Genomic DNA, 22928 nt, shown 5'->3' with positions numbered 1-22928 from the left:
CTTGCTGCAGGCCTATCGTTTCATCGCGGACAGCCGTGATGAAGCGACGGGCGAACGACTCGACAACCTGGAAGATCCGTACCGTCTGTTCCGCTGCCACACGATCATGAATTGCGTCGACGTGTGCCCGAAGGGGCTCAACCCGACCAAGGCGATCGGCAAGATCAAGGAATTGATGGTGCGCCGGGCGGTCTGAGGATGGGCAATGTGATGGTCGATACCCAAGACGATTCTCCGCATCAGTCCGACCCCCTTCGTCGCGCACGCCTTCGCTGGCGTGCCCGGCGCGGCCTGCTGGAAAACGATCTGATCTTCGATCGTTTCTTTAGCCGATATGAGCAAGAGCTCAGTGACGCCGACGTGGCCGCATTGACCCGTCTGCTCGAGCTGAGCGACAACGAACTGATGGACCTGCTGCTGGCCCGCACGGAGCCGGAAGGCGACCTGGCAACGCCGGATGTGATCCGCTTGCTTGGCATGCTGCGCACCGTGTGACTTCAGCAGGAATGCGCGGAGTTTTGCAAAATAGGCCGATGGTTGCGATTTGCAACGCTTCGGCTGAAATGACAAGGCCGTACTGAGACCAACGGCCGACAGTACAGTTTTTGCCGCGCAGCTTCCGTCGTGCAAATTATCGAAAACCTGTATCCATACTTCGATTGAGGATGTGCTATGACCCCGTCAGATGTTAAAGCCACGCTATCGTTCAGCGACAACTCGCCGAGCGTCGAAATGCCGATCTACAAGGGCACGATGGGCCCGGACGTGATCGACATCCGCAAGTTGTACGGTCAGACCGGCAAGTTCACGTATGACCCGGGCTTCATGTCGACGGCTGCGTGCAATTCCGCGATCACCTACATCGACGGCGACAAGGGCGAGCTGCTGTACCGCGGCTACCCGATCGAGCAACTGGCCGTCAACGCCGACTTCCTCGAGACCTGCTACCTGCTGCTGAAGGGCGAACTGCCCAATGAAGCGCAAGCCAAGGAGTTCGTGGACACGGTCACGCGTCACACGATGGTGCACGAGCAGATGCACTTCTTCTTCCGCGGCTTCCGCCGTGACGCGCACCCGATGGCGGTGCTGACGGCAGCGGTGGGCGCGCTGTCGGCGTTCTATCACGACTCGCTGAACATCAACGATCCGCGTCACCGCGAAGTCTCCGCGATCCGCATGATCGCGAAGCTGCCGACGCTCGTCGCGATGGCCTACAAGTTCAGCGTGGGCCAGCCGTTCGTCTATCCGAAGAACGAGCTTTCGTACAGCGCGAACTTCATGTACATGATGTTCTCGAACCCGTGCGAAGAGTACAAGGTCAACGACGTGCTCGTGCGCGCCCTCGACCGCATCCTGATCCTGCACGCGGACCACGAGCAGAACGCTTCGACGTCCACCGTGCGTCTGGCGGGTTCGTCGGGCGCGAATCCGTTCGCGTGTATCGCGGCCGGTATCGCCTGCCTGTGGGGCCCGGCGCACGGCGGCGCCAACGAAGCCGCGCTAAACATGCTGGAAGAGATCGGCTCGGTCGACAACATTCCTGAGTTCATCAAGCAAGTGAAGGACAAGAACTCGGGCGTGAAGCTGATGGGCTTCGGTCACCGCGTCTACAAGAACTACGATCCGCGCGCAAAGCTGATGCGCGAGACGTGCCACGAAGTGCTGAACGAGCTCGGCCTGCATGACGACCCGCTCTTCAAGCTCGCGATGGAACTCGAAAAGATCGCGCTGGAAGACGAATACTTCGTGTCGCGCAAGCTGTACCCGAACGTCGACTTCTACTCGGGCATCGTGCAGCGCGCACTGGGCATCCCGACCTCGATGTTCACGTGCATCTTCGCGATGGCGCGTACGGTGGGCTGGATCGCGCAATGGAACGAGATGATTGCGGACTCGGAGCAGAAGATTGGCCGTCCGCGTCAGCTGTTCATCGGCCAGACGCCGCGCGAAGCAAAGCCGGTGTCGAAGCGCTAAGGCGCGTACGTTCCGGAACGCTGCAAGAGAACCCCGGCGGGCAACCGCCGGGGTTTTTTCATGTCCGCGCGACGGGCTGATGCCGGGCTACGCGCAGCATGAAGCGACGGGGCAGCGGCGAGCCCCTAGTCCGCAAACACTTCCTGCAACGCGCCCAGCGCGGATCCCAGCGTGCTGGCATCGATCGATCCTTCCAGCTTGACCAGCCGTACCTTGTCCACCGTACGGATCTGATCCAGCAGGATGAACCCCTGCTTGCGGTTCAACGTGACCGGAATGCGGAAGGGCGCCGGCCTGCCCTCGGTGGTCATCGGCGCGACGATGGCCGTGCGCAGATGATCGTGCAACTCAGGCGGTGAAACGACGACGCAAGGTCGCGTTTTCTGGATCTCACTGCCCAGGGTTGGGTCGAGCGCGGTCAGCCAGATATCGCCGCGGGCTACCATTCCAGCTCCGCATCTTCGCCATTTGCAAACTCGCCCACGACGAGACGGTCGCCGCCGCTCTGCGAGATGGATTTGCTGGCTTCCGCCCAGCCGTGGCGCGCCTTGTTGCGCGGACGACGCAAGACGATTGCGTCATTTTCGACTTCCATTTCGACCTCCTTCTCCAGGCCCAGCTGGGCGAGCAACGGTTTCGGAATCAGAACGCCCTGGGAGTTGCCCATCTTCCGGATAGTGGTTTTCATGGAATCGCTCGTGATCTGAACAGGAAGCACGATGTTATAACTCCATGGGCATGCGCTCAATACAATGTTGGTACGCGCGCGAAACCCCGCGCTTCAACACAGGCTACCGACGCGGCGGCCACACCGCCATTCAGCCAGATGGCCGATCCGCCGCGAGAAACAAAGCAGGCTGGTAGAGCTGATCCGGGTACTGGCACCACTAGCATAAAGCATTGTTTTTAATAGGTTTTTCCCTCATCCTAGTACCCGGGACGCGCGCAGAGGTGGCATAATCGGTTAACAAGCCGTCGCTACACGGCGGCACATTCCCCGCAGTCACATACGAAAGCGCTCACCATGGCACAGACTCTCTACGACAAACTGTGGAACACACACGTGATCCACACGGAAGAGGACGGCACCTCGATCCTCTACATCGACCGTCATCTGCTGCACGAAGTGACGAGTCCGCAGGCCTTCGAAGGCCTCAAGCTCGAACAGCGCCCGGTATGGCGCATCAGCGCGAATCTGGCGGTGTCCGATCACAACGTCCCGACCACGGACCGTACGCACGGCATCGCCGATCCCGTCTCGAAATTGCAGGTCGACACGCTCGACCAGAACTGCGATAGCTTCGGCATCACGCAGTTCAAGATGAACGACCTGCGTCAGGGCATCGTGCACATCATCGGACCTGAGCAGGGCGCGACACTGCCCGGCATGACCATCGTCTGCGGCGACTCGCACACGTCCACACACGGCGCATTCGGCGCGCTGGCGCACGGTATCGGCACGTCGGAAGTCGAGCACGTGCTCGCCACGCAAACGCTGCTGCAGAAAAAGAGCAAGAACATGCTCGTCAAGGTGGAAGGGCAGTTGCCGCGCGGCTGCACCGCGAAGGACATCGTACTGGCCATCATCGGCAAGATCGGCACGGCGGGCGGAACGGGCTACGCCATCGAATTCGGCGGCTCCACGATCCGCGCGCTGTCGATGGAAGGCCGCATGACCGTCTGCAACATGGCCATCGAAGCGGGCGCGCGCGCCGGCATGGTCGCCGTGGACGACACCACCATCAGTTACCTGAAGGACCGTCCGTACTCGCCGCAGGGTGTCGAGTGGAACCATGCGGTCGAGTACTGGCGCCAGTTCAAGTCGGACCCGGACGCGCAGTTCGACCGCGTCGTCGAACTCAATGCCGCCGAGATCGTGCCGCAGGTGACGTGGGGCACGTCGCCGGAAATGGTGACGTCCATCGACGGCCGCGTGCCCGATCCCGACAAGGAAAAGGATCCGGTCAAACGCGACGCAATGGAACGCGCGCTGACCTACATGGCGCTCCAGCCGAATACGCCGATCGAATCGATCAAGCCGGACAAGATTTTCATCGGCTCGTGCACCAATGCGCGCATCGAGGATCTGCGCGCTGCCGCCTACGTCGTGAAGTCGCTGGGCAAGCGCGTGGCGTCGAACATCCGTCTGGCGATGGTCGTGCCGGGCTCCGGACTCGTGAAGGCGCAAGCCGAGCGCGAGGGCCTCGACAAGATCTTCACGAACGCCGGTTTCGAATGGCGCGAACCGGGCTGCTCGATGTGCCTCGCAATGAACGCCGACCGGCTCGATGCCGGCGAACGCTGCGCGTCGACGTCGAACCGCAACTTCGAAGGCCGTCAGGGCGCGGGCGGGCGCACGCACCTCGTGAGCCCGGCCATGGCGGCTGCCGCGGCGATCGAAGGTCACTTCGTCGACGTCCGCAAGCTCGCTTAAACATTTCGAAAAGGTCCGAACGTCATGGAAAAATTCAATGTGCATAGCGGGCTCGTAGCGCCGCTCGATCGCGAGAACGTGGACACCGACGCGATCATCCCGAAGCAGTTCCTGAAGTCGATCAAGCGCACCGGCTTCGGCCCGAACGCGTTCGACGAATGGCGTTATCTCGATGTCGGCGAGCCCGGCCAGGACAACAGCAAGCGTCCGCTGAACCCGGACTTCGTGCTGAACCAGCCGCGCTATCAGGGCGCGTCCATCCTGCTGACGCGCAAGAACTTCGGCTGCGGCAGTTCGCGCGAGCACGCGCCGTGGGCGCTGGACCAGTACGGCTTCCGCGCGATCATCGCGCCGAGCTTCGCGGATATTTTCTATAACAACTGCTTCAAGAACGGCTTGCTGCCGGTGGTGCTGTCGGAACAGGATGTCGACAAGCTCATCAACGAGACGAATGCGTTCGTCGGCTTCAAGCTGACCATCGATCTCGAAGCGCAGGTCGTGCGAACCGGCGACGGCACCGAGTACACCTTCGACGTGCCGGGCTTCCGCAAGTACTGTCTGCTGAACGGTTTCGACGATATCGGCCTCACGCTGCGCCACGCCGACAAGATCCGCCAGTACGAAGCCGAGCGTCTTGCGAAGCAGCCGTGGCTGAATCACCGGCTCGCCGGCTAAATCCATCACGATCAGGAAAGGAACACACGATGAAGATTGCAGTGCTGCCCGGCGACGGGATCGGTCCGGAAATCATGGCCGAAGCGGTCAAGGTGCTGAACGCGCTCGGCGAGAAGTTCGAGCTGGAAGAAGCGCCGGTCGGCGGCGCGGGCTACGAGGCGCACGGTCATCCGCTGCCCGAGTCCACGCTCAAGCTGGCGAAGGAAGCCGATGCCATCCTGTTCGGCGCAGTAGGCGACTGGAAGTACGACAAGCTCGAACGCGCGCTGCGTCCCGAGCAAGCCATCCTCGGCCTGCGCAAGCACTTGCAGCTGTTCGCGAACTTCCGTCCGGCGATCTGCTATGCGCAGCTGACGGGCGCGTCGTCGCTGAAGCCGGAAATCGTGTCGGGTCTGGACATCCTGATCGTGCGCGAACTGAACGGCGACATCTACTTCGGCGCGCCGCGCGGCGTGCGTCAGGCGCCGGATGGTCCGTTCGAAGGCGCGCAGGAAGGCTTCGACACGATGCGCTATTCGGAACCCGAAGTGCGCCGCATCGCGCACGTCGCTTTCCAGGCAGCGCAGAAGCGCCAGAAGAAGCTGACCAGCGTCGACAAGGCCAACGTGCTCGAAACCTCGCAGCTGTGGCGCGACACGATGATCGACGTGGCGAAGGAATACGCGGACGTCGAGCTGTCGCACATGTACGTCGACAACGCCGCGATGCAGCTGGTCAAGGCGCCGAAGGCATTCGACGTGGTCGTGACCGGCAACATGTTCGGCGACATCCTGTCCGACGAAGCGGCCATGCTGACGGGCTCCATCGGCATGTTGCCGTCGGCTTCGCTCGACAAGGACAACAAGGGCCTGTACGAGCCGTCGCATGGCTCCGCGCCGGATATCGCGGGCAAGGGCGTCGCCAATCCGCTTGCCACCATCCTCTCGGCCGCGATGATGCTGCGCTATTCGCTCGGCAAGACCGAACAGGCGGAGCGCGTGGAAAGCGCGGTGAAGAAGGTGCTGGAGCAGGGCTACCGGACGGGTGATATCGCCACGCCGGACGGCAAGATCGTCGGCACGAAGGAAATGGGCGATGCGGTGCTGAAGGCGCTGTAATCGCGGGAGGCGATTGGCCGCATCGCGGATAAAGCGGCCGATCGTCTCTTTTTACCGCTGTTCCTGCACGATCGATACGAATTTCACCCGGAAGACGCATCGCACCGACGAAAACAGCGGCTTATCGTGTATATTCTTTCGTCATGGCGAAGAAGTCTCAATTCTCTCTGGTTTCCATCGGACGCGGCGCACATGCCGTCGCCACGGAACTCGCCATCGGCACGCGTATCGACGCCATTCAAGTTGCGTCCGGGTTCTCCAAAACCACGCGCATTACGAAAATCTCCATCAAAGCGATCACGATTCGCTGATCGTCCCTCGTGTCCGAGCGTCTTCCCCGCGCGGCCACGCCGGGTAAAGATGCGGGGAAGCGTCCACTTCAAGGGTAGTGAGTCATGAACGTAGGTCTCGTTGGTTGGCGCGGCATGGTCGGCAGCGTCCTGATGCAACGCATGCAGCAGGAAGGCGATTTCGACTTGATCGAACCGGTGTTCTTCAGCACCAGCAATGCGGGCGGCAACGCGCCGTCGTTCGCCAAAAACGAGACGAAACTCAAGGATGCAACGAGCATCGACGACCTGAAGAAGTGCGACGCCATCATCACGTGCCAGGGCGGCGACTACACCAACGAGGTGTATCCGAAGCTGCGCGCGGCGGGCTGGAAGGGCTACTGGATCGACGCGGCGTCGGCGCTGCGCATGAAGGACGACGCAGTCATCATCCTCGATCCGGTCAATCTCGACGTCATCAAGGATTCGCTGGTCAAGGGCGGCCGTGATTTCGTCGGCGGCAACTGCACGGTCAGCCTGATGCTGATGGCGCTGGGCGGCCTGTTCCGCGAAAACCTTGTCGACTGGATGACGGCCATGACGTACCAGGCCGCATCGGGCGCGGGCGCGCAGAACATGCGCGAACTGCTCCAGCAAATGGGCGTGCTCTACGGCGCGGCCAAGGAAGATCTGGCGGATCCAGCCTCGGCCATTCTCGACATCGACCGCCGCGTGCTCGCCGCGATGAACGGCGAACGCATGCCGGTCGACAACTTCGGCGTGCCGCTCGCCGGCTCGCTGATTCCGTGGATCGACAAGGATCTCGGCAACGGCATGTCGAAGGAAGAATGGAAGGGCGGCGCGGAAACCAACAAGATTCTCGGCAAGCCGGCGATGGGCCAGCCGGGCTCGATTCCCGTCGATGGCCTGTGCGTGCGTATCGGCGCCATGCGCTGCCATTCGCAGGCGCTGACCATCAAGCTCAACAAGGATGTGCCGCTCGACGAAGTGAACGACATCCTGGCTTCGGCCAACGACTGGGTGAAGGTGGTGCCGAACGAACGTGAAGCGTCGATGCGCGATCTGTCGCCTTCGGTCGTCACGGGCACGCTCACGGTGCCGGTGGGCCGCCTGCGCAAGCTGGCCATGGGCGGCGAGTATCTGTCGGCGTTCACGGTCGGCGACCAGCTGCTGTGGGGCGCCGCAGAACCGCTGCGCCGGATGCTGCGCATTCTGTTGGACAAGTAAAGTAAACTACGCGCCTGAAGCGTGTAGCTGAAACAGGAAGGCGTCGCGTTTCACGCGGCGCCTTTTGTTTTGGGCGATCGCGTGCCGTATCGGGGCACAACCGTTTTCGAGCGGGCGGGCCGTGCCCGCGTCGCGTCAATCTCGCCGTATTCCGGAGCCTCAATGATCCAACGACCTCGCCGGTCTCTCGTTTCGACGTCGCGTGCAGCGTTGGCCGCGGTCAGCCTCACCGTATGCGCGATGTTCTGGGCGCATCCCGGCGACGCGTTCGCCCAGGCCAGCGATGCGGCCTCTGCCGCCGCGCCGGGTCAGACCTATGCGGTCAAGCCGGGGCAGTCGCTCAATGACATTGCCGGCGAGCTGACGGGATCGAAGGATCGTGACGTCAAGGCACGTGCGGCGCGCGCACTGTTCGACGCGAATCCGACCTCGTTCGGTAATCACGACATCAACAAGCTGAAGCTCGGCGCCGTGCTGAACGTGCCCGCCGATCTGAGCGGCGCGTCGGCGCCGGCAGCGGCTTCGGCTTCTGCCTCAGCTTCAGCGCCGGTGGAGGCGGCCACTGCCGCTTCCGCGCCGGTCGCGCCAGCTTCGGAAAGCGCGCCGGCCATGGCTGCGAGCGCGGCGCCCGCGTCGTCGGTTGCACCCGCCGCGAGCGCGCCGGCGGACACGGCATCGACGCCCACACAGACGACCGAACCGGCGCCCGCACCTGCCGTCACCGCCAGCGCCTCCGCCAGCACCGCGCCCGCCAAAAGCGGCGGCATGTCGCCGATGCTGATCGGCCTCGTGATCGCGGTCATCGTCGTGCTGATGGTGGTGATGCGGATGCGGCGAGGCAAGCAGCGTCCGACCGAGGCCGCGGACGACGCTCGCTCAGAGCGTGGACCTGAAGCTGGCGCGGCTGCTGCGGCGCTTGCGCGTGCTGATGAGCCTGTCGAGGAAAGCCAGCCTGAAATCGACGCAGCCGCGGCGAATCTCGAACGTGCCGAGGCGCCGCAGATTCCGGCGGCACGCTCCGAATCCGACTTGCCCCCGACGACCGAGGCACACCCTTCGACGTCCGCCCGCGCGACGCCGGAAGCGCCGCGCGAAGTCCCCGTTACCGAAGCGTTCACACCCGTCGCGCCGGCCGCGCATCACCCCGATTTCGTTCCGCCGATGCCTGGTACGCTGGCAGGCGGCGACGCCACGGAGCAGCAAGCACAAGAGGCGCTGGAGCACGAGAGGAGCGTGCGGGAAGCCGTCGCTCGCGAAGCCGAGTCCCGCGAAGCCGAACTGCGCAAGATGACGGAGCGCGAAGAACAGGCACGGGAAGCGGCGGAGAAGGAGATCGTCGGGCGGGAAGCGGAACTGCGTGACTTGCAGGCCCGTACGGCCGATGAGCCGGCGCACTCGCCTGATCTCGCGCCTGATGAAGAACCCGTGCTCAGGCACAGCTTCCCGATGCCGAAGTTCCCGCAGGAGGCTATCCAGGCGCTCGATTCGCTCGACATGGCGTTGCCGCCACGCATGGAACTGAAGGCAGAGCCGTCACCCGCGGCGCCGGTCGAACCCGCGCCGACAGCGGCGCTGGAACCGCCTCCGCGCGAGGCACTGCCGGACACGCCGCCGGTCAGCGCGCGGTCCGCCGGTGAACACGAGATCGACCAGACGCCGATCGAGCAGGCGCCTTTCGTGCCGCAGCCGGTAGCGAATCCTCCGGCGCAGGCTTCGGAGCAACCGTCCGTGGCGTCGCAGATCGAAGCGGGCACAGCAGGCGCGGCATCCGTGGCGGGGCTCGGCGCAACGCGCTTCGGGCCGCTGAGTCTCGATTTCGATCTGGGGCCGTCGTCGAGCGCGACCGAGCCGCTGCCCGCGCTGACGCCCGCACAACTCGCGACGATCGCCCGCAACAAGCTCGAACTGGCTGCCGAGTACATCGAACTGGGCGATCTTCAGGGCGCGCGCACCTTGTTGCAGGAAGTGATCGAATCGAACGATTCCGCCACGCGCCAGCAGGCCGCCACGCTGCTCTCGACGCTCGCGCCGCACTCCTGAAATGCGCATTGCTTTAGGCATTCAGTACGACGGCTCGGCGTTTTGCGGCTGGCAGTCCCAGCCGCACGGCAAGACCGTGCAGAACGCGCTGGAGCGCGCGCTCGCGGAGTTTGCGCAGACGCCGCTGCCGACGATCGTCGCTGGCCGCACGGATACCGGGGTTCACGGTCTGGGACAAGTCGTGCACTTCGACACCGACCTGGACCGCGCCGAGTTCTCCTGGGTGCGCGGCACCAACGCCTTTCTGCCGGAGACCGTCGCCGTGCAATGGGCCCGGCCGATGCCCGACGATTTCCACGCGCGTTTCGCGGCGTTCGAGCGCACTTACTATTACGTGCTAAACGTGAATCCGGTGCGCTCGCCGATGCTGGCGAGGCGCGCGGGCTGGGTCCATACGCCGCTCGATGTCGCCGCGATGCGCGACGCGGCTGCCTGCCTGATCGGCGAGCATGATTTTTCGTCGTTCCGCGCCGCCGATTGCCAGTCGAAGACGCCGGTCAAGCATCTCCATCAGATCGATGTGCGGGAACAGGGCGACTTCATCCACTTCCGCTTGCGCGCCAATGCGTTTCTGCATCACATGGTGCGCAACCTGATGGGATGTTTCGTGGCGATCGGCCGGGGGCGTCATCCGGCGTCCTGGATGGCCGACGTGCTCGCCGCGCGCGACCGGCGCGTCGCCGCGCCCACTTTCATGCCGGACGGGCTGTATCTTGCCGAGGTCGGCTATCCTGAACACTTTGCGGTGCCGCCGCCGCACCTCGCTGCCATGCCCTGGAGCGCCGTCTGGGCCGAGCCGACATGAACGAAACCGATCTGCATCGAACCCGCATCAAACTGTGCGGACTGTCGCGCGTCGAGGACGTGCAGCATGCCGTGGCGCTTGGCGCGGACGCCGTCGGCTTTGTGTTCTATCCGCCCAGCCCGCGCTCGGTGAGCGTCGCGCAGGCGGCCGAACTGGCCCGGCATGTGCCGCCGCTGGTCTCGATCGTCGGCCTGTTCGTGAATGCGACGCCCGACTGGATCCGCGAAGTCACGTCGAATGTGCCGCTCTCGCTGCTGCAATTCCACGGCGATGAAACCCCTGAACAATGCGAGGAACTGGCGCGCATTGCGGGTTTGTCCTATTGGCGCGCACTGCGAATTGGGCCTGATGCGTCCCCAGGCCATTTGATAGAATCGTCAAATCAGTTCAAAGCCGCAGGCGGCCTTCTGCTCGACGCCCTCGTCGAGGGCTTCGGCGGCGGTGGAAAGGTATTCGATTGGTCACTTATCCCAACAGATCTCGGGCATCAGGCCGTTTTGAGTGGTGGCTTGAACGCGCAAAACGTCCATGACGCCATTCGGCGTGTGCGCCCGTACGCGGTCGATGTCTCCAGCGGCATCGAAGTACCGGGCGCCAAGGGCGTGAAAGATCCCGCCCGAATGGCGGCATTCGTGCGCGCGGTGCGCGCAGCGGATGCTGGGTAAATCGAACGCGGAACGCACAGCCGGTCCGCGTAACCGAGAGTGACGCAAATGTACAACTTGCCAGACGAAAGAGGCCATTTCGGCCAGTTTGGAGGCGTGTTCGTCTCCGAAACGCTCATCCACGCGCTCGACGAATTGCGCGTCGCGTATGAAGCGGCTCAAAAAGATCCCGAATTCATCGCTGAGTACGAGTACGAGCTCAAGCACTACGTGGGCCGTCCGTCGCCCATTTATCATGCGCGGCGCTGGAGCGAGATGCTGGGCGGCGCGCAGCTTTATCTGAAGCGCGAAGACCTGAATCACACGGGCGCGCACAAGGTCAACAACGTGATCGGTCAGGCGCTGCTCGCTCGCAAGATGGGCAAGCCGCGTGTGATCGCGGAAACCGGCGCGGGCCAGCACGGCGTGGCGACGGCGACCATCGCGGCGCGTTTCGGCATGGAATGCGTGGTCTACATGGGCGCGGAAGACGTGCGCCGGCAGGCCGCGAATGTCTATCGAATGAAGTTGCTCGGTGCGACGGTCGTGCCGGTGGAATCCGGCTCGAAGACGTTGAAGGACGCCCTCAACGAAGCGATGCGCGACTGGGTCACGAATGTCGAGAACACGTTCTACATCATCGGCACGGTAGCGGGCCCGCATCCCTATCCGATGATGGTGCGCGACTTCCAGCGCGTGATCGGCGACGAATGCCGCGTGCAGATGCCTGAGATGGCCGGTCGTCAGCCGGACGCGGTGATCGCGTGCGTTGGCGGCGGATCGAATGCGATGGGCATCTTTTATCCCTACATCGACGACAAGGACGTGCGGCTGATCGGCGTCGAAGCGGCGGGAGACGGCATCGACACCGGCCGTCACGCTGCCTCGCTGATGGGCGGAAGCCCCGGCGTGTTGCACGGCAATCGTACTTATCTGCTGCAGGACGCGGACGGGCAGATCATCGAGACGCATTCGATCTCGGCGGGCCTGGACTACCCGGGCGTGGGCCCCGAGCACGCGTGGCTGAAGGACGAGGGTCGTGCCGAATACGTCGGCATCACCGACGACGAAGCGCTCAAGGCCTTCCACGACTGCTGCCGCATCGAGGGCATCATCCCTGCGCTTGAATCGAGCCACGCGCTCGCCTACGGCGCGAAGCTCGCGCAGACGCTGCCGCGCGACAAGGTGCTGCTCGTCAATCTGTCGGGCCGGGGTGACAAGGACATGCATACGGTCGCCGAGCGATCGGGCATCCAGTTCTGAGCCCCCGATAGATGCGCACCGTCATCGACGAGCCCTTGTCCGCCGGCGCTCTCACCAGCGCCGGCAGTGACATTCGCAACCGTGACTTTCTGGCCGATGCCGAGAACATCCCCAATGCGTCGATCGATCTGATCGTCGCCGATCCGCCTTATGGTCTGGGCAAGGATTACGGGAACGACTCGGACATGTTGTCCGGCGAGGCTTTCCTGGAGTGGACGTATCGCTGGCTTGACTTGGCGATACCGAAGCTGAAGCCCAGCGGCTCGCTGTACATCTTCTGCACGTGGCAATACTCGCCTGAACTCTTCGTGTTCCTGAAGCGGCGCCTGCTGATGATCAACGAGATCGTCTGGGACCGCCGTGTGCCGAGCATGGGGGGAACGACGCGTAAATTCACGTCAGTGCATGACAACATCGGTTATTTCGCGGTGTCGAAGGATTATTACTTCGATCTCGATCCGGTGCGCATCCCCTACGACGCAGAGACGAAAAAGGCGCGCTCGCGCAAGATCTTCGAAGGCAGCAAGTGGCTGGAGCTCGGCTATAACCCGAAGGATGTCTGGTCCGTATCGCGGCTGCATCGGCAGCACGCGGAGCGGGTCGATCATCCGACGCAAAAGCCGCTGGAGATCGTCGAACGCATGGTGCTGGCGAGCTGTCCGCCGGGCGGGCGCGTGCTCGATCCGTTCATGGGCAGCGGCACGACCGCAGTGGCCTGTGCCCGTCACGGCCGAGCTTTTACCGGCTACGAGATCAACGCGGATTACTGTGCAATTGCGGAAAACCGGCTGGCCGAGGATCGCAAGCCGAAACTGCCGGAGACCCGCCGCCGACCGCCGCTCGTGATCGACGCCGCGACTGAAACGGCCGAATAACGCCCGTAGCACGCATTTTCGTCGCAGATCGCCTCCGATGTCCGCACGACTTCAGAGGCCAACGAATCCGAATAGAGAATTCTCATGTCCCGTATCAAGAACACTTTTGCGGCGCTGGCCGCGCAAGGCCGGAAGGGATTGATCCCGTTCATTACCGCCGGCGACCCGAACCCGGAACAGACGGTCGACTTCATGCATGCGCTGGCCAAGGGCGGCGCGGACGTCATCGAACTGGGCGTGCCGTTTTCCGACCCGATGGCGGACGGTCCCGTCATCCAGCGTTCCTCGGAACGGGCGCTGGCGCGCGGCGTTACGCTGAAGCGCGTGCTCGCCGACGTGGCGCGCTTCCGCGAAACCAACGACACGACGCCCGTTGTCCTGATGGGCTATGCCAATCCGATCGAACGCATGGGCGCCCAGCACTTCGCGAAAGCCGCCCAGGAAGCTGGCGTGGACGGCGTGCTGGTGGTGGACTACCCGCCCGAGGAAGCTGCGGACTTCGGTCAGGCCATGACCGCGGCCGGCATCGATCCGATCTTCCTGCTCGCGCCCACGTCCACCGACGCGCGGGTGGCGGCGGTCGGCAAAATTGCGAGCGGCTATGTCTATTACGTCTCCCTCAAGGGCGTGACCGGCTCGGCAAATCTGGACGTTTCCAGCATCGCGAGTAAAATCCCGGCCATCAAGTCGCATGTGCCCCTGCCGATCGGCGTCGGTTTCGGCATTCGCGACGCGCAAACCGCCCGCGCCGTCGCCGAAGTCGCGGATGCCGTCGTGATCGGCAGCCGCCTCGTGCAACTGCTCGAGGAAGCCAAGCCCGACACCGCTGCCGCGTCGCTGACGAGTTTCATCGCGGAAATTCGTCAGGCGCTCGATGCCTGAGTAAAATACGCGCCGCCGCGGCCCGCCCGATTCTGGGCGCGCCGTGCGGCGACTGAATAGTCAAGGAAAAACGATGAGCTGGCTCGACAAACTGCTGCCGCCCAAGATCAAGCAAACCGATCCCAAAAGCCGCAAGGGCATTCCCGAAGGCCTGTGGGTGAAGTGCCCGTCGTGCGAGGCCGTGCTGTATCGCAACGACGTCGAGGCGAACCTGCATGTCTGCCCGAAGTGCAGCCATCACATGCGCATCGGCGCGCGCGAGCGGCTCGACCGCCTGCTGGATCCGGAAGGCCGTTATGAAATCGGCCAGGAAGTCGTGCCGGTCGATGCGCTCAAGTTCAAGGACAGCCGCAAGTACCCGGACCGCATCAAGGAAGCAATGGACGACACCGGCGAAACCGACGCCATGGTCGTCATGGGCGGCGCCATCCATACGATTCCCTGCGTGGTCGCCTGCTTCGAGTTCTCCTTCATGGGCGGCTCGATGGGTTCGGTGGTCGGCGAACGCTTCGCCCGCGGCGCGCGCAATGCGCTCGAACAAAACGTGCCGTTCATCTGCTTCACGGCTTCGGGCGGCGCCCGCATGCAGGAAAGCCTGCTTTCGCTGATGCAGATGGCCAAGACCACTGCCTTGCTGACCAAGCTGGCTGACGCCAAGCTGCCTTTCATCTCCGTCCTGACCGATCCGACGATGGGCGGCGTGTCGGCGAGCTTTGCGTTCCTGGGCGACGTGGTCATCGCCGAGCCGAAGGCGCTGATCGGCTTCGCCGGTCCGCGCGTGATCGAGCAGACCGTGCGCGAGAAACTGCCGGAAGGCTTCCAGCGCGCCGAATTCCTGCTGACGAAGGGCGCGGTCGACATGATCGTGGACCGCCGCAAGCTGCGCGAGGAAATCGCCCAGTTGATGGCGCTGATGACCCGGCAGCCGGCCGACGCCGTCGCCTGAGCGTGCCCCACGCAGCGCCGCGCCGCGCGTGAACCCTCAAGGTTCCGCGCGGCGTTTTTGCTTTCATCATTCCGCATATGAACACTTTTCCCTCCCTCGACGCCTGGCTTACCCATCTGGAAGCCGCGCATCCGGTCGGCATCGACATGGGGCTGACGCGCATCGGCCGGGTCAAGGACGCGCTCGGCCTGCACTTCGACTGCCCGGTGATCACGGTCGGCGGCACGAACGGCAAGGGCTCGACCTGCGCGATCCTCGAAACCATCCTGCTGCGCGCGGGTTATCGCGTGGGCTGCCACACGTCGCCGCATCTGCTGACCTTCAACGAAAGGGCGCGCATCGATGGCGCCGAAGCCAGCGATGCCGACCTGCTCGAGCACTTCGAGGCCGTGGAAAAGGCGCGCGCGAGCCTGCCTGAGCCGGTGTCGCTGACGTACTTCGAATTCACGACCCTGGCCATCCTGCATCTGTTCGCGTCGCGCGGGCTGGACGCGGTGGTGCTCGAAGTCGGGCTCGGCGGACGTCTGGACGCGGTGAATATCGTCGATACGGATTGCGCGGTGATCACGAGCATCGACATCGACCATACGGACTTTCTCGGTGACACGCGCGAGAAGATCGGCTTCGAGAAGGCAGGCATCTTCCGCCCGGGCAAGCCCGCGATCTGCGGCGATCCGTCGCCGCCGCAAAGCCTGATCGATCATGCCGAAGCAGTCGGTGCGGATCTCTGGCTGGTCGGCCGCGACTTCCGCTACGAAGCGCAGCCGGGCAACGAGCGCCAGCAGTGGAGCTATCTCGGCCGTGAGCAGCGTCGTTCGGCGCTCGCCTATCCGGCGCTGCGCGGCGCGAACCAGCTGATCAACACGTCGGCGGCGCTGGCGGCGCTGGAATCCTTGCGCGACCGCGTGCCGGTGTCGGCGCAGGACATCCGGCTCGGACTTGCCAACGTGGAACTGGCGGGCCGCTTCCAGGTGTTGCCCGGCAAGCCGCAAGTCATTCTCGATGTCGCGCACAATCCGCATGCAGCCGCGGTACTGGCGCAAAATCTCGGCAACATGGGCTACTTTCCGTACACTTACGCGGTGTTTGGCGCCATGCGCGACAAGGACATCGAAGGTGTGCTGACGCATCTGAAAGGCGAGATCGATCACTGGAACGTGACCGCGCTGCCAACGTCGCGGGGTGCATCGGCGGAGCAGCTGGAGAGCGCTTTGCGCGATGCCGGGGTCAACGACGGACCCGACAGCAGCGTTTCCCGTTTTGAAAACCCTGCCGCCGCCTTTCAAGACGCGTTAAGCAGGGCCTCCGAAAATGATAGAATTTTGGTTTTCGGCAGTTTCTACACGGTGGCCGGCGTCATGGCCTTCCGCAAGTCGCAACATCATTGAGCGGCATCACTGAGACGGGCGGCCGTCGGCGCTGATCGGCAGCATTCGCAGGATCAGCACTCGCGGGCACCCATCTGCACCAAGCGATACATGGGACTCTTCTCGTTCGGCAAGAAAGACGACTCCGGTCGCGACGCATATTCGGACTCCGGACGCGGTTCGCGTCAAACCGTCCGCACGGAACGCCGCACGCGCAGATCCGAGCGCACCGACGCCGACGCCATGATGCTCGACCCCACGCTGCCGGAAAAGCAGCGCGCGCGCCGCCGGCTGGTGGGCGCCATTGCGCTGGTGCTGGCGGCGGTCATCATCCTGCCGATGGTGCTCGACTCCCGCCCGAAGCCCGTCACCGACGACATCTCCATCGACATTCCGAATCGCCCCGCGCCGGCCATGAAGCCGTCGCGCGACGCGAACGACGCCGACACGCAAGCGGGCGTGGCCCACGATGGCCCGGTGAACGCGTCTAGTGTCACCGGCGGCATGACGCCGCCGCAGGCCGCGTCGTCGGCGGCGGTGGCGCAGGCCAAGCCGGAGGCCAAGGAAGCACCCAAGCCCGAAGCGAAGCCGCAGGCATCGAAGCCTGCCGCCACCGCTACTCAGGCTGCCAAGCCCCCCGCAGCCAAGCCGCAGGCCACGACACCTTCCGAAGACGCCAACGCGACCACCGCGGCCAACGCCGCTGCGAGCGCCGCGAACACGCCGGCATCGCCGGCCGGCAGCCGCTTCGTGCTGCAGATCGGCCAGTTCGACGACGAAACCGCCGCCCAGAACTGGGTCAGCAAGTTGAAGTCCGCGGGTGTGCCCGCATATCTCGAACATCGCAAGCAATCGGACGGCTCGACCCGTTCGCTGCTGCGCGCCGGGCCGTTCGCGGATCGCGCGGCGGCGCAGGCGGCGCTGGTCAAGGTGCGCCAGGCCGGTCTCGGCGGCGGCACCCGGTCGACATCGAACTAAGCGCATCCGATGTTCACCGCTTTCGACTATGGCGTGATGGCCGTGATCGGCCTGTCCGCCCTGCGCGGCATGTGGCGCGGCCTGCTGGCCGAGGCCTTCGGGTTGGTCGGGTGGATCGCCGCCATCCTGATCGCGGGGCGTTTTGTCGGGCTCGTCGTTCCGTATATTCCGGACACCTGGCCGGGCGGCGCGCTCACGCAATGGCTGGTGGCGTTCCTGCTGGTCGTGGCGGCGGTGCTGTTGCTGTCAAGCGTACTGTCCGCATTGCTGACGCGCGTCACGGAAGTGACCGGCCTGCGCGGCGTGGACCGCTCGCTGGGCTTGCTTTTCGGCCTCGTCAGAGGCGCTATATTGGTAGTCATCCTGGTCGCCCTGGCGGGCTTGACCGAACTACCTCAGAAAGATTTCTGGCGCAATGCGCTGCTGAGGCCGACGGCCGAGCAGGGCGTGCGTGAACTGAAACTGCTGCTCCCCGATACGCTCGCCGCGTATGTGCACGTCGCCCCCGCTGTTGGCTCCAGCGGCATGGCGCCAAACGCCGCACAATAGACGAACGGCCGGCTACATGGGGCGCGCGACGGCTCGAAGACCCACTTCGACCCGGTAAGGGCAGCTTCGTGCAGCCGGACGCGTGAATGCGTCCGCTGGACCAGCAACGCCTTCTCACCCCGTTTCGACTCTTTGAAGGACCATGCCATGTGCGGCATCGTAGGTGTAGTTTCCCAAAGCCCCGTCAACCAGCTGATCTATGACAGCCTGCTCCTGCTGCAACATCGCGGCCAGGACGCAGCGGGCATTGCCACGGCGAACGGCAACAACTTCCACATGCACAAGGCCAACGGCATGGTGCGCGACGTGTTCCGCACGCGCAACATGCGCAGCCTGCCGGGCAACGTCGGCATCGGCCAGGTGCGTTATCCGACCGCCGGATCCGCCGCGAGCGAGGAAGAAGCGCAGCCGTTCTACGTGAATGCGCCGTTCGGGATCATCCTCGCGCACAACGGCAATCTGACGAACTGGCCGCAGTTGAAGGACGAGATGTTCCGCATCGACCGCCGGCACATCAACACCGCATCCGACACCGAAGTTCTGCTCAACGTCTTCGCCCACGAACTGCAGCTCGCCAGCTCCGGCCTGCAGCTCGACGCCGCCGCGCTGTGGAAGGCCGTGGCCGGCGTGCATCGCCGGGTGAAGGGCTCGTATGCGATCGTGTCGCTGATCGCGGGCTATGGACTCGTGGCCTTCCGCGATCCGTTCGGCATTCGTCCGCTGGTGCTCGGCAAGCTGGAAACGACGACGGGCGTCGAGTGGATGGTGGCATCGGAATCGGTGGCGATCGAAGGCATTGGTTTCGAATTCGTGCGTGACGTGGAACCGGGCGAAGCGATCTTCATCGACAGCGACGGCAACCTGCACAGCCACCAGTGCGCCGAGAAGCCCGCGCTGAATCCGTGCATCTTCGAGCTCGTCTATCTCGCGCGTCCGGACTCGTGCCTCGACGGCGTGCCGGTCTACAACGCGCGCCTGCGCATGGGCGATTACCTCGCCGAGAAGATCAAGCGCGTGCTGCCGGACGTGGCCATCGACGTCGTCATGCCGATTCCCGATTCCTCGCGTCCCGCCGCGATGCAGGTCGCCGCGAAGCTGGGCGTCGAGTATCGCGAGGGCTTCTTCAAGAACCGCTACGTGGGCCGCACCTTCATCATGCCGGGCCAGGCGGTGCGCAAGAAGTCGGTGCGCCAGAAGCTCAATGCGATGGGCATCGAGTTCAAGGGCAAGAATGTGCTGATCGTCGATGATTCGATCGTGCGCGGCACGACGTCCCACGAGATCGTGCAGATGGCGCGTGACGCGGGCGCGAACAAGGTGATCTTCGCTTCGGCGGCGCCGCCGGTGAAGTACCCGAACGTGTACGGCATCGACATGCCGACGCGCGGCGAACTCGTGGCGCACGGCCGCACGGATGAGGAAGTGGCGCGCATGATCGGCGCGGACTATCTCGTGTATCAGGACGTGGAAGACCTGAAGAACGCGATCCGCGACATCAATCCGGAACTGAAGGACTTCGAGGCCTCGTGCTTCGACGGCAACTACATCACCGGCGACGTGACGACCGATTATCTGGATCGCATCGAGTCGGCGCGTCTGGCGCCGCAGTCGCAATCGGATCGCGATGCTGCGAGCGAAGCGATGGATGGCGGCATGGCGCGCTCACAGTTGCATCTGCAACTATCGGTCGAATAACGCGCTTTACGGCGTGATCTTGGGAGCCCGCTTCGTCTGTGAGGACGAGCGGGCTTTTTTGCAGAATCAGTGCGTGCGCGTGCTGCCCGCACGCCATTGTCCCGGCGCCATGCCGAAACGTTTCGTGAAGGCATGCGTGAACGTGCTCTGATCGGCGAAGCCGCAATCGAGCGCGATGTCCGTGAGCGCGGCGAGCGGATCGGCCAATCGTGTCAGCGCGGTATCGAGCCGCAGACGTTGCACATAGCGATGCGGCGTCTCGCCGAAGGCATCGTTGAACAGCTGGTGGAACCGCCGCATGCCGAAGCCGCAATGCGCCGCGAGATCGGCGATGCGCAGCGGCTCGGCGAGATGCCGGCGCAGCCACGCGTCGATGCGGGCGAAATCGAGGCCTTTCGAAGGGAATGCGGCATTGCCGGCATCGTGCATGAGCGCGCCGCACAGATGCGCGGCCGCTTGCCAGGCAAAGCGATGACACTCATGCGATTGACCGACGCCCGCGCCAGGTGCGAACCCGGCGACCAGCCGCGTGATGGAAGGATGAAGCGCGATGCAACGCGCCTGCTCGAAGAAGCGCTCGGGCACGGCGAGCGACGCCAGCGGAAGATCGAGCACGAGCTGGCGGTTGTCGCCGGCGGCCCAGTAATCGTGACGCGCGCCCGCTGGAATGATCCACGCGCCGCTTCGGTCGATACGCGCGCCGCGTCCGTCCACGGCCATCTCCATCGATCCCTCTACACCCAGCACGATCTGATGGAAGTCGTGGACCTCGGACGCCTGCGTCGCGGCATAGCGGCGTAGCGCAAGGGCGGGACGGGGCCGCGGCGCGTTCACGCGGACCTGGCTCAGACGTCGAGCAGTTCGACTTCGAACACCAGCGTGGCGTTCGGCGGAATCACGCCGCCCGCGCCGCGTGCACCATAGCCGAGTTGCGGCGGAATGGTGAGACGGCGCACGCCGCCGACCTTCATGCCCTGGACGCCTTCGTCCCAGCCGCGAATGACCATGCCGCCGCCCAGCACGAAGGCGAACGGGTCGTTACGGTCCTTGCTCGAATCGAACTTCTGGCCATCCGTGAGCCAGCCCGTGTAATGCACGCTGACCGTCTTGCCGGCGACAGCTTCGGCGCCTTCGCCGACAGTGAGATCTTCGTATTTGAGACCGGAATCGGTCGTGACAGTCGACATGGTTGCTCCCAGGTTGTCGGTGGTCGAAACCGCCATTGTAGAACGCCGCCGGAAGCAGGCGGCGCGCGAACCTCATGCGTGGAAGGGTTGAAAGTCCTCAGAGATGCCGGCCGCGCGGCCCGAAACGCGAGCCGATGCGCGGCCCGAGTTCCGGCGCGACATGCCGGCCAATCGACGTGCCGATGCTCGCGCCCAGTTGCGCGTCTTCCATGGCCGAGGCAGCGGCTTCGTCGCCGCGCTGTTGTCTCGCGAGCTTGAGCGCACGCACCCGGACATAGGCCATCGCGACCAGGGTCCACGGCGCGAGATAGGCGAACTCCGGCACCGAGACCATCATCATCGTCCAGGTAGCCACGCAGCACTGGCGCAACGCCATGCCGCGCGCATCCCAGTCGAGCTTGAATGCCGGATAGAGCATCAGCCCGCTGATGAAGATCGTGCCGATAATGCCGGTGTTGACCATCAACGTGGAGAACAGGTCGGTCGAGCGGACGTAGCCGAAACCGATGCCGAACAGCTGGTTCATCGGCGTCCCGTGGAACCAGAGGCGCATCGACTCGACGAACAGCAGCGCACGGTCAGAGCCCGACTCGTCCTTCTGTTCGAGCTTGTTCGTCACCATCTGCTTGAAGAGATCGGCGATGTAGTCCTGCGCGATATACGCGATCACGCACAGCACGAACAGCCCGATGAGCGCCTTGACCGGGTTGATGCCGAGCTTGCGCATGCGGATCAGCGCGAACACCGCATAACCGATCAGCACGGTGGACGAGGTGCTCATCAGCAGCGAGATGCCGATGATCCAGACCGGCCAGCGCACCCGCGAGGTGGCGTTGAAATACACCCAGAACGGGAACATGGACATGGCGTACATCGAGGGTTCGCCGGTCAGCGCCTTGAGGCGCTGGAAGCGCATGCCGCCGATGTCCATCTGCTGGAACGAACTGCCGTTCACCGTGCCGTCCGAGCGCACGATGCCCTTGCCGAACTGGTCGCCGAATGCACGGTTGGAGATGAAGTCGCCCGGCTGGCCCGTGATGACGAAGTACGCGACTTCGAACATCCCGTAGAGCGCGAAGAGCGTGATGGCGGCGAGCAGCCACTGGTCCCAGGTCGGCTTGTAGTAGTGGTACACGTAGGCCGCGTAGAGCACGACGGCGGCCACATAGACCGACTGCGTGAACATGCTCTTGCGCAGGATGAACGTGAACGGATCGGTTTCCTCGACCAGCACGATTCTGGAGAAGTCGGGATCGTAGGGGGCCATGACGTCCGCGACCTGCGTCGTGCAGAGCATCAGCAGCCATACCACGAGCGCCGCGCCCACGAAGTGCATCCAGCTCTTGCGCGCCCGGCCGCCGAACAGCAGCACGAGCGGCACCGAGAGGAAGCACATCATGTAGCCGATGGTCGTGCCCTGGATGGACGGGACGAGCAAAAACGACGTCACCGGCATCGCGAAGGCCCAGATCCTGTAGTAGAGGTCGGTCAGCGCCGCTTTTTCTTTCATCGTCGAATGGTTATACCCGCGTGGAACGGGCTTCTTCAAAATTCAGTGATCCGATCGGAACCGGCGCACTGCTTGCAGCTTCGTTTTCGGGTGCATGGTTCGGCTGTTCATCGACGGAGCCGAGCCAGTGATGCGAACTGAGCGACTTCAGGCGAGTTTCGATGCCTGATTCGCGCAGCGAGATGTAACCGCTGATGGACAGCAGCGCCATCACGAGAACCAGTAGTGCCCGCAACGGCGGTCGCCTGCGGGCGGCTTTCACGACGCGTGGCTGCGGCGTCGAATTCGCCGGCGCGGGCAGCCTCGGTACGAAGGCGCGCTCCGGCAGCCGATGGAAGTCGCAATGCGGACAGACCGGAACATCGGCCCCGACCGGCCTGCGACAACGCGGACACTGCTTGAGCCGATGCCTGAAGGAAAAACGCGCGCCCATTGGGTCACCTTGTGCGTACTCTTCCCCGATCCGGTCGGCTGCGCGCCACACGTCGGC

The 22928-nt window shown here is 64.0% G+C and carries 24 protein-coding genes and 1 pseudogene; 19 read left to right on the top strand and 6 right to left on the bottom strand.

Annotation, left to right across the window (positions count from 1 at the left end; all coding sequences use genetic code 11):
- From sdhB to QCE62_RS33305, 3 genes and pseudogenes are all read left to right on the top strand, one after another.
- Positions 1 to 196, top strand: a pseudogene (sdhB, locus tag QCE62_RS33315) (succinate dehydrogenase iron-sulfur subunit); the annotation flags it as partial.
- 2 nt (positions 197 to 198) lie between these two features.
- Positions 199 to 495: a succinate dehydrogenase assembly factor 2 gene (locus QCE62_RS33310; protein ID WP_309821147.1), complete on the top strand. Its 297-nt coding sequence runs from the start codon at positions 199 to 201 to the stop codon at positions 493 to 495.
- A gap of 177 nt (positions 496 to 672) precedes the next feature.
- A complete protein-coding gene (locus QCE62_RS33305; RefSeq protein ID WP_309927274.1) occupies positions 673 to 1974 on the top strand; it encodes a citrate synthase in 1302 nt (433 codons plus the stop codon).
- A gap of 125 nt (positions 1975 to 2099) precedes the next feature.
- Here QCE62_RS33305 and QCE62_RS33300 read toward each other — a convergent pair whose 3' ends face one another.
- Entirely contained in the window at positions 2100 to 2420 is a 321-nt protein-coding gene (locus QCE62_RS33300; protein ID WP_309927272.1) for a type II toxin-antitoxin system PemK/MazF family toxin, read from the bottom strand.
- Positions 2414 to 2662: an AbrB/MazE/SpoVT family DNA-binding domain-containing protein gene (locus QCE62_RS33295; RefSeq protein WP_309927269.1), complete on the bottom strand. Its 249-nt coding sequence runs from the start codon at positions 2660 to 2662 to the stop codon at positions 2414 to 2416. The genes QCE62_RS33300 and QCE62_RS33295 overlap by 7 nt, the downstream gene beginning before the upstream one ends.
- A gap of 336 nt (positions 2663 to 2998) precedes the next feature.
- Here QCE62_RS33295 and leuC point away from each other — a divergent pair, with 336 nt between their 5' ends.
- The 16 genes from leuC to purF all read left to right on the top strand — a co-directional run bounded on the left by leuC (position 2999) and on the right by purF (position 19741).
- A complete protein-coding gene (gene leuC, locus QCE62_RS33290; protein WP_309927267.1) occupies positions 2999 to 4408 on the top strand; it encodes a 3-isopropylmalate dehydratase large subunit in 1410 nt (469 codons plus the stop codon).
- A gap of 24 nt (positions 4409 to 4432) precedes the next feature.
- Positions 4433 to 5083 (top strand): 3-isopropylmalate dehydratase small subunit, encoded by a 651-nt coding sequence (gene leuD / locus QCE62_RS33285; protein ID WP_309821142.1) that lies wholly within the window; start codon positions 4433 to 4435, stop codon positions 5081 to 5083.
- 29 nt (positions 5084 to 5112) lie between these two features.
- Positions 5113 to 6180, top strand: coding sequence for a 3-isopropylmalate dehydrogenase (gene leuB / locus QCE62_RS33280; protein WP_309927265.1), 1068 nt, complete (start codon positions 5113 to 5115; stop codon positions 6178 to 6180).
- A 143-nt stretch (positions 6181 to 6323) separates the two neighbouring features.
- Entirely contained in the window at positions 6324 to 6491 is a 168-nt protein-coding gene (locus QCE62_RS33275) for a hypothetical protein (protein WP_309927263.1), read from the top strand.
- 84 nt (positions 6492 to 6575) lie between these two features.
- Positions 6576 to 7697, top strand: a complete 1122-nt coding sequence (asd, locus tag QCE62_RS33270) for an aspartate-semialdehyde dehydrogenase (RefSeq protein ID WP_309821139.1) — start codon at positions 6576 to 6578, stop codon at positions 7695 to 7697.
- Between the two features lie 162 nt (positions 7698 to 7859).
- Positions 7860 to 9737 (top strand): FimV/HubP family polar landmark protein, encoded by a 1878-nt coding sequence (locus QCE62_RS33265; protein ID WP_309927261.1) that lies wholly within the window; start codon positions 7860 to 7862, stop codon positions 9735 to 9737.
- 1 nt (position 9738) lies between these two features.
- Entirely contained in the window at positions 9739 to 10542 is an 804-nt protein-coding gene (gene truA / locus QCE62_RS33260) for a tRNA pseudouridine(38-40) synthase TruA (protein WP_309927258.1), read from the top strand.
- Positions 10539 to 11207, top strand: a complete 669-nt coding sequence (locus QCE62_RS33255; RefSeq protein ID WP_309927256.1) for a phosphoribosylanthranilate isomerase — start codon at positions 10539 to 10541, stop codon at positions 11205 to 11207. Before truA ends, QCE62_RS33255 begins: the two co-directional genes overlap by 4 nt.
- A gap of 48 nt (positions 11208 to 11255) precedes the next feature.
- Positions 11256 to 12449 carry a tryptophan synthase subunit beta gene (gene trpB / locus QCE62_RS33250; RefSeq protein WP_309927254.1) on the top strand — a complete coding sequence of 398 codons (1194 nt, stop codon included), beginning with the start codon at positions 11256 to 11258 and terminating at the stop codon, positions 12447 to 12449.
- A gap of 11 nt (positions 12450 to 12460) precedes the next feature.
- Entirely contained in the window at positions 12461 to 13324 is an 864-nt protein-coding gene (locus QCE62_RS33245; protein ID WP_309927252.1) for a site-specific DNA-methyltransferase, read from the top strand.
- 84 nt (positions 13325 to 13408) lie between these two features.
- Positions 13409 to 14206, top strand: a complete 798-nt coding sequence (gene trpA, locus QCE62_RS33240; protein ID WP_309927250.1) for a tryptophan synthase subunit alpha — start codon at positions 13409 to 13411, stop codon at positions 14204 to 14206.
- A 73-nt stretch (positions 14207 to 14279) separates the two neighbouring features.
- Positions 14280 to 15152 carry an acetyl-CoA carboxylase, carboxyltransferase subunit beta gene (accD, locus tag QCE62_RS33235; protein WP_309821132.1) on the top strand — a complete coding sequence of 291 codons (873 nt, stop codon included), beginning with the start codon at positions 14280 to 14282 and terminating at the stop codon, positions 15150 to 15152.
- A 77-nt stretch (positions 15153 to 15229) separates the two neighbouring features.
- On the top strand, positions 15230 to 16540 hold the full coding sequence (gene folC / locus QCE62_RS33230) for a bifunctional tetrahydrofolate synthase/dihydrofolate synthase (RefSeq protein WP_309927248.1): 1311 nt from the start codon (positions 15230 to 15232) through the stop codon (positions 16538 to 16540).
- 90 nt (positions 16541 to 16630) lie between these two features.
- Positions 16631 to 17497, top strand: a complete 867-nt coding sequence (locus QCE62_RS33225; protein WP_309927246.1) for an SPOR domain-containing protein — start codon at positions 16631 to 16633, stop codon at positions 17495 to 17497.
- A gap of 9 nt (positions 17498 to 17506) precedes the next feature.
- Complete coding sequence (locus QCE62_RS33220) at positions 17507 to 18046, top strand: CvpA family protein (RefSeq protein WP_309927244.1); 540 nt, start codon at positions 17507 to 17509, stop codon at positions 18044 to 18046.
- 147 nt (positions 18047 to 18193) lie between these two features.
- Positions 18194 to 19741 carry an amidophosphoribosyltransferase gene (gene purF / locus QCE62_RS33215; protein WP_309821128.1) on the top strand — a complete coding sequence of 516 codons (1548 nt, stop codon included), beginning with the start codon at positions 18194 to 18196 and terminating at the stop codon, positions 19739 to 19741.
- A 66-nt stretch (positions 19742 to 19807) separates the two neighbouring features.
- Here purF and QCE62_RS33210 read toward each other — a convergent pair whose 3' ends face one another.
- The 4 genes from QCE62_RS33210 to QCE62_RS33195 all read right to left on the bottom strand — a co-directional run bounded on the left by QCE62_RS33210 (position 19808) and on the right by QCE62_RS33195 (position 22922).
- Positions 19808 to 20575, bottom strand: a complete 768-nt coding sequence (locus QCE62_RS33210) for an AraC family transcriptional regulator (protein ID WP_309927242.1) — start codon at positions 20573 to 20575, stop codon at positions 19808 to 19810.
- A gap of 11 nt (positions 20576 to 20586) precedes the next feature.
- Positions 20587 to 20928 (bottom strand): FKBP-type peptidyl-prolyl cis-trans isomerase, encoded by a 342-nt coding sequence (locus QCE62_RS33205; RefSeq protein WP_309821126.1) that lies wholly within the window; start codon positions 20926 to 20928, stop codon positions 20587 to 20589.
- Between the two features lie 97 nt (positions 20929 to 21025).
- A complete protein-coding gene (locus QCE62_RS33200) occupies positions 21026 to 22438 on the bottom strand; it encodes a hypothetical protein (protein ID WP_309927239.1) in 1413 nt (470 codons plus the stop codon).
- 10 nt (positions 22439 to 22448) lie between these two features.
- The gene (locus tag QCE62_RS33195; protein WP_309927237.1) at positions 22449 to 22922 is read right to left on the bottom strand and encodes a hypothetical protein; all 474 of its coding nucleotides are present in this window, start codon (positions 22920 to 22922) and stop codon (positions 22449 to 22451) included.
- Positions 22923 to 22928: the final 6 nt, after the last annotated feature.

It is taken from the genome of Caballeronia sp. LZ033, assembly GCF_031451265.1.
Lineage (GTDB): Bacteria > Pseudomonadota > Gammaproteobacteria > Burkholderiales > Burkholderiaceae > Caballeronia.
This window is presented reverse-complemented; position numbering and strand designations above follow the sequence as displayed.